Source organism: Nostoc sp. (assembly GCF_035638895.1).
Lineage (GTDB): Bacteria > Cyanobacteriota > Cyanobacteriia > Cyanobacteriales > Nostocaceae > Nostoc.
The window spans coordinates 24,251-30,975 of record NZ_DASQZC010000312.1 but is presented as its reverse complement, the minus strand read 5'-3'; the positions used below and the strand labels follow the sequence as shown (position 1 = coordinate 30,975).

The window sequence follows — 6,725 nt, the reverse complement described above, 5'->3', positions numbered from 1 at the left end:
TGTTGCTGATAATTTTCCAAGTCTGGAATACAAAAATTCCAATAAATAGCTCACGCTGTGCTAAATCAACCTGATGAAAGATACCTTGTGGTTTTGGGAACACTAGATTTAGCACCAGACTGAACAGGAAAGGGCTGATGTCTAAAGGCGAATGGAATAACAGATCGAAAAATACAGTTCCCCTATAATTACCCATAACATACTTAAAATCAGTGAAGCGTAATACAATTACCCATGAATTTGACTCTGGTTCACAAGCAGAAATACTACCTATACAGGAAAGTGATGACATATCGGAAGCATCCAAGCTACTACGGCAAGGAATTCAACAGCAGCAAGCTGGTGAATTAATAGGGGCTTTGAAGTCCTTACAACAATCCTTAGCGCTGTTTCAGTCTGTTGGGGATTTGCAAAAACAAGCACAGGCACTTTCTTTTTTAGGATTTGTAACTTACACATCTGGAGACTACAAAGGTGCTATCTCTTACTCCGAACAGTGTTTGTCTTTGGTCAAGAACTCCTCAGATTTTGTAGTGCAAATGCAAGCACTTTCCCATTTAGGGAATGCATACCGTCACCTAAATGACCATAACAAGGCTATTGAATTTTTGGAAAAGTGTTTAAAAATAACGCAACACCTGCAAGACAAACGTAGTCAAGTAGCAGCACTGAATAATTTAGGATTGGTATATAAAGCTTCGGGTAACTTTATACAGGCAATTGAGTATCAGCAGCAAAGCCTAGAAATTGTCCGGGAACTCAAAGATAACTGGGGCGAGGAACAGGTACTCAAAAATTTGGGTAATGCTTGGTATGCTTTGGACAATTACCCAAAAGCGATCGCCTATTATGAACAGTGTGTAATACTAGCACGTTCCTTAAAACATGTTCGCAGTGCTTCTCAGGTGCTAAAGAATTTAGGGAATGCTTGTTATGCCTTAGGTGATTATGCTAAAGCTATTAAGTATTATGAAGAACGATTGCAATTAGCTAGAGAAATTAAAGACAAGCGTAGCGAGGAACAGTCTTTAGGTAACTTAGGAGTTGCTTGTGAAGCTTTGGGTGACTACAACAAAGCCATTAAGTATTATGAAGAACGTTTGCTGTTAGCTAGAAACATCAAAGATCGGCGCAGTGAAGAAGAAGCTCTTGATCGTCTCAAAGCTGCTTGCTACGCCTTGGGTGATTATGCCAAAGCTATGCAATACCAGCAAGGAACATCTTCAAATAATTTGTAATACTCGCCTCCTGCGAGCAAGCTACGTAATTCGTAATGCGGATTTAGAAAGAGCCACAAAACTTGCTAATGCCATTAGCTCTCTTGACAAAAACGCCCAAAAATCGTTAAAAAGCAAGATAGGGAAAGGAATAATAAAGAGTTAATAATATGAAATTACTCGCATCGGTCAATTTCTCCCATTGTCTTTTGTTGCTGGAGATACGCGAGAACTTCTAACATATCTACTTGGGGAAATTCTGCATAAAAATTACTCACACTCCGAAAGGGTTCCGGTGTTTGCAAGATAATGGTGCGATCGCCCCACTGTTCTAACCAGGGTAGCAAAGTTTGTGGCGCTACTGGCGTACATAGCCAAACTGCTGTTGGAGAAAGGGTTTTGAGAGCAGTTGCCGCTACCGCTATTGTCATACCTGTAGCAATGCCATCATCAACTAAGATCAGCGTAGCATTCTCTACATTCACCTGCGGACAAGCAGGAATTAATAAAGCCTCAAGAGACTTAGCAAGGTTTATCGCTTTATTTAAAGCTACTTCTCGCCACCGCGCATCATTTTTAAGGCGAGATAGCTTTTGATCAGCCCAAAGAACATTTCCGAAAGTAGTCACTGCACCAATTGCTAACTCTGAGTTTTCTGGATGGCTAATCTTTTTCGCCACAACAATTGTCAACGGACAATCCAAAAGACGTGCTATTGGTGCTGCTACTGGTACACCCCCTCTTGGCAAAGCATAAACAATTGGTACAGGCTTTACCCCAGAATCAATAGTTTGCTGAGTCAAAACATCATGAATGACTCGCGCCAATTCCTCACCTGCATGGGTGCGATCAGCGAAAAGCGGGGTATGTGACATGGTTTCCCCCAGCATATTAGGACGGTACTGCTTTTATGATGACTGAATTTTGTCTCAAATTAACTGATACAATAAGATTTGTATAAATAATTAAGTATTCAGCAAAAGTCTATTGATTCTGATAAATCTCCAACTAGAGCAGTATTTAACTCAGATAAAACAGATGGTGCTGATGCCAAAATCCTAATTTTCATGAGCAGCGAAACCCAACTCAGCCTCTTCGACGACTCAACCCTTAACCAGCGAGAACTGATTCCCACAGACGCTAAAATTGCTATCGCTCCGGGAACTTATTCTGACATGACGGAGTTGGCACAGCATTGCAATAGCTGTCACCGTTGTGGATTGGGAGACACTCGGACTCATGCTGTTGTCGGACGCGGTAATCTCAAAGCCCCAATTATGGTTATAGGGGAAGCGCCTGGTCAAAATGAAGATGAAACCGGCTTACCATTTGTAGGCAGATCAGGGCAGTTGCTGGAGAAAATTCTGGCATCCGTGAATCTAACTACTGAGCATGATGTATACATTGCCAATATTAACAAATGTCGCCCACCAGATAATAGAGTTCCTACACCTGTAGAAGTGGCGGCTTGTTTACCCTACTTACTAGAACAAATTCGTTTAGTTGACCCCAAAATAATCCTGTTAACAGGTGCAACTGCTGTCAAAAGCATCACAGGCGATAAGCGGGGAATTACGAAAATTCGCGGACAGTGGCTAGAGTGGGAAGGACGTTTATGTATGCCAATTTTTCATCCTTCCTACTTGTTACGTAACCCCTCTAAGGAAAAAGGTGCGCCTAAATGGTTGATGTGGCAGGATATCCAGGCAGTACGTGCCAAGTTAGACGAAATCCAAAATAACAGCTAATAAACATCTAGTGACTCAATTTTTAGATTTTAGATTATCCACTGTGAGAAAGTAAATTTCTGTAGATAGCGTGAGCGATAAGCTCAATTGGGGAACTCTAGGATAAGAATTTACTACTTTCTCTATAGACAGCCATGACTAATGTACAACCTAATCTCCTACAACTTGCTAAACAAGGCGATCCGAAAGCTATTGCTGCTTTGATGAATCGATCTCTCCAACCCAAAGGCAAAAAATATCTGCCGGAATTTTTGCAATTTTGCTGGGAACATTGGGTATTCATAAGTTTATCCTGGGCTACACCAAAGAAGGCATTATCATGCTTTTTATAACCCTGTTTACTGCTGGTTATGGTGCGTTCATTATAGCTATCATTAGCATTATCGAGGGAATTATTTACCTAACAAAGCGGATCGAGAATTCGTACAAACCTATGTCAACAGTAAAAATGGTTGGTTCTGAATGAAGAAAAATAGACTTTTTGCACAAATATTTTAAAATTGGTATAACTAGGGTATAACTAAAAGTATACTGACCAAAAGCAGCAGAGTTATGAAAACTGCAATTTCGCTTCCAGATTCAATTTTTGAAGAGGCAGAAGCACTAGCTGGAGAGTTAGGGGTATCTCGTAGTGAACTTTACACAAAAGCGTTGAAAGCATATTTGCGAAAGTACAACCGGAATCAGATGTTGAATCAACTGAATACAGTTTATTCTGAAGAGTCCTCTGAACTAGATCCAGTATTGGCAAAGTTACAATTTATGTCGTTGCCCCGTGAGGATTGGTAGTGTATCGCGGAGAAATTTGGTGGGCAAATTTACCTGATCCACTCGGTTCAGAACCTGGGTATCGTCGCCCTATTTTGATTGTTCAAGATGATATTTTTAGTCAAAGTCGTATCAGCACGGTAATCGTCGTAATCATTACCTCTAATACTCAGCTAGCACAAGCACCAGGCAATGTTTTATTACCGCATGAAGCTACAGGTTTACTCAGAGATTCTGTAGCTAATGTGTCTCAAATTTTTACTATTGACAAAAGGTTTTTAGTAGAGCGCGTTGGCTCACTACCAGAACATCTACAAGAAGAAATAGACGAAGGACTGCGAACAATTTTGTACCTCTAAGTGAGGTAATAAAGATTAACCTCTCGAAAATCAATTCCTCTCTAATATATTATCTCTGTGTTCTCTGTGCCTCTGCGGTTGCGGTTCAATAAATTACCTATTAACTACCCCAAACGCAGAGGAACCAGAGAAAGGAAAATTTTACAAGTTCTTATACCATTTCTTTGCGAGTCTGCGCCAAATTTTCTTTCTTCCTTTGTGTCCTTTGCGCCCTTTGCGGTTCGTTCCTTATATAATTTGGCGCATCTTTATACAGAATTGGTATTAGCAGCCTTAGCAGTCTTTTTGATAGCTTGCCATCTTTCTCGCAGTCGCTTCAAATTAGGAGCATGGCCACCATAACGCCAACTAACATAGGCTTGGCTAATCTCATCTATTACCTCAGCAGTTGCTGGGGCATGATGCTGATATGATCCTTTGGCATACTCTAAAGGTGTCTGTGCTGGATGCTTACCTAAACCTTTTTGGGTTGTCCATTGCAACATTTGTTGATATAGGCTCTCCATCGCTGGCAATTTCTTTAACCATCGACGGTTACGCCACTCTCGCCACTGTCCCCAACCCAGCCAACCAAAGAAAGCTGCTGTAGTTGCCAAGATTAAGCCAGTCAATACACCAAACCAACCTTGAGAGAATAAAGCTAAAAACCAAGCGATAGCTCCAATCACCCACTTAAATATTGTCTCAAATATATTATTCAACAAACCTGTCACTGGAGAAGGCAACCACCCAGCAACCCAATGCCACAATTGACGCAACACACTAAAAGTTTGAGTATCTTCCACTGATGGAGGTATCAGGGGATGATTGGGAATCGGATCAAAAGCAAACCAGCCATATTTAGGAAAATATACTTCCGTCATCGCATAAGCATCAGTATTACGGACAACATATAGCCCTGTAAATGGATTAAATTCTCCTGCACTAAACCCTGCTACCAACCGGGCTGGGATGCCAATGGAACGCAACATTACCGTCAGAACTGTTGAGAAGTGGTCTGGATAACCGCCTTTATATTTGAATAAAAAAGCTTCTACTAAGTCATCTTTTTCTCCCAAATAAGGCAAATCTAATGGATTTTGGGGAAGCGAGTAACGTTGCTTTAAATATTGAGCTAAGTAGAGAGCTTTTTCATACGCTGAATTTAGGCTTTTAGAAGACTTTGTTACCCCTTCCCGACTATAGTTAGCAAGAATTTCTTCGGTACGTTGCCGAACTTTTTCGGCAATTTCGGGAGGAATTTGCAAATAATGCTGTTTAATATCTCGTGGATATTTAGTAGAAGCTTCACGTAATTTAGTGCGATCGCGGTATGGTACTTCAGAAATTACTGTATAAGTGAGTCCTTCTGATAATTCCACAGGCGATCGCAACCCGTCTTCCTTATCAACAGCGATCATTGGTGTGGGAAAGTAAATCTCTTTGGGATAAGCCATCGCCGGAATTAGGTTAGGCAAATCCGCCACCACTGTATAAGTTTGTACTATCTCTTGGGTTTTACCAGCAATCAAAGGTCGATTCAGGAAAATTTGGTAAGACCAAGGCGATCGCTTGATTGTTGTAACATCTTCATTACGGGATACTTCCCATCCCTTACCCGTATAACGGTCAAATCCTAAAACTCGCCAAAAACCCTCAGCTTGCGATCGCACCCGCATCACAACTTTAGGTTTCATCTCGCCCCGCAGATTTTGGTTAATTTGGCTATTAAAACCGTAATAAAAATTATTATCTACTTTACCTGGTTGACCATTTTGATTTTGTCCCGTACCACTGCCTTGATTATCACCTTTACCTTGGCGGACATAACCGGGATTAATGATACTACGTCCTGTGAAATTACCTTTTATTGGAATCGCAGAACTTACAGGAAAATTCCGTAACTGATAGCCAGGAAATCTGGGTAAAACAGCAAAAATTGCCAGTCCCAGACCGACAATTAGGAAGAAATTCACAATTAAAAATTTAAAATTAAGAGTTGAGGAATTCTTCTGATTTAATTTTTCCTTTTCAGTTTTTAATGGCTGCAAACCCAAGCGTGAGCGATAATCTAATACTAAAGTTGGGAGAGCGATCGCTAAAAATAACAATAATACAGGTGCAAATGCTAAAGTCTGACTTAAGGTTGCCGCCACACCCAATAAAATCAGTCCTATAACAATCGAATAACCCAAATTTTTGCGGCGGGGTGTATCAAAGCTATGTAACACCTGGAGTTGAATTAATAACTCTGCCAAACCCAACCGTGTATCATTCAACTCTCCCACTAATCGCCCAAAGAAAGCACCCAGTGCTACTAACATTCCGATAGCGATACAAAACTTAACTGCAACATTGCGATCGCGGCGACGATAGTAACTCCAAATCGCACCCAATAAACTCAAGGGTAACGCCCAAAAACTGAAGGAAGTTTCGGCAGCGATATCCGTCGCCACAATTCCCAAAACAACCAACGCTAGCACCAGCACCCGCAAGGAAATTGAATCTTCCACCTCTATCAAAGGCGATCGCTGGGGATTTTGCCCCCGGAAATTACCTACAGGGACACGCCAAAACCGATTCATCTTAGATAAGTTAAGCATTTCGAGTCTAACTGAAAATTCCACGGAGAGGACGAAACTCTTCGCCCTACT

Annotated in this window: 8 protein-coding genes; 6 read left to right on the top strand and 2 right to left on the bottom strand. The window is 41.1% G+C overall.

The features are described from left to right. Positions 1-194 precede the first annotated feature (194 nt). Entirely contained in the window at positions 195-1,238 is a 1,044-nt protein-coding gene (locus tag VE944_RS15280; RefSeq protein WP_324978392.1) for a tetratricopeptide repeat protein, read from the top strand. Between the two features lie 155 nt (positions 1,239-1,393). On the opposite strand, the gene VE944_RS15275 is transcribed toward VE944_RS15280, so the two are convergent. Then, on the bottom strand, positions 1,394-2,092 hold the full coding sequence (locus tag VE944_RS15275) for a phosphoribosyltransferase (protein ID WP_324978387.1): 699 nt from the start codon (positions 2,090-2,092) through the stop codon (positions 1,394-1,396). Positions 2,093-2,284: 192 nt separating this feature from the next. Between VE944_RS15275 and VE944_RS15270 the strand changes: the two genes are divergently transcribed. The 5 genes from VE944_RS15270 (at position 2,285) to VE944_RS15250 (ending at position 4,092) form a co-directional block, all read left to right on the top strand. Further along, positions 2,285-2,965, top strand: a complete 681-nt coding sequence (locus tag VE944_RS15270) for a uracil-DNA glycosylase (RefSeq protein WP_324978384.1) — start codon at positions 2,285-2,287, stop codon at positions 2,963-2,965. Between the two features lie 134 nt (positions 2,966-3,099). Then, positions 3,100-3,297 (top strand): hypothetical protein, encoded by a 198-nt coding sequence (locus tag VE944_RS15265; protein ID WP_324978394.1) that lies wholly within the window; start codon positions 3,100-3,102, stop codon positions 3,295-3,297. Continuing rightward, positions 3,225-3,431: an NINE protein gene (locus VE944_RS15260; RefSeq protein WP_324978382.1), complete on the top strand. Its 207-nt coding sequence runs from the start codon at positions 3,225-3,227 to the stop codon at positions 3,429-3,431. The genes VE944_RS15265 and VE944_RS15260 overlap by 73 nt, the downstream gene beginning before the upstream one ends. 86 nt (positions 3,432-3,517) lie before the next feature. After that, positions 3,518-3,754, top strand: a complete 237-nt coding sequence (locus tag VE944_RS15255; RefSeq protein ID WP_324978380.1) for a CopG family ribbon-helix-helix protein — start codon at positions 3,518-3,520, stop codon at positions 3,752-3,754. Then, entirely contained in the window at positions 3,754-4,092 is a 339-nt protein-coding gene (locus VE944_RS15250) for a type II toxin-antitoxin system PemK/MazF family toxin (RefSeq protein ID WP_324978378.1), read from the top strand. The genes VE944_RS15255 and VE944_RS15250 overlap by 1 nt, the downstream gene beginning before the upstream one ends. Before the next feature lie 248 nt (positions 4,093-4,340). Here VE944_RS15250 and VE944_RS15245 read toward each other — a convergent pair whose 3' ends face one another. Beyond that, positions 4,341-6,656, bottom strand: a complete 2,316-nt coding sequence (locus VE944_RS15245; protein WP_324978390.1) for a transglutaminase TgpA family protein — start codon at positions 6,654-6,656, stop codon at positions 4,341-4,343. Between the last annotated feature and the right edge of the window lie 69 nt (positions 6,657-6,725).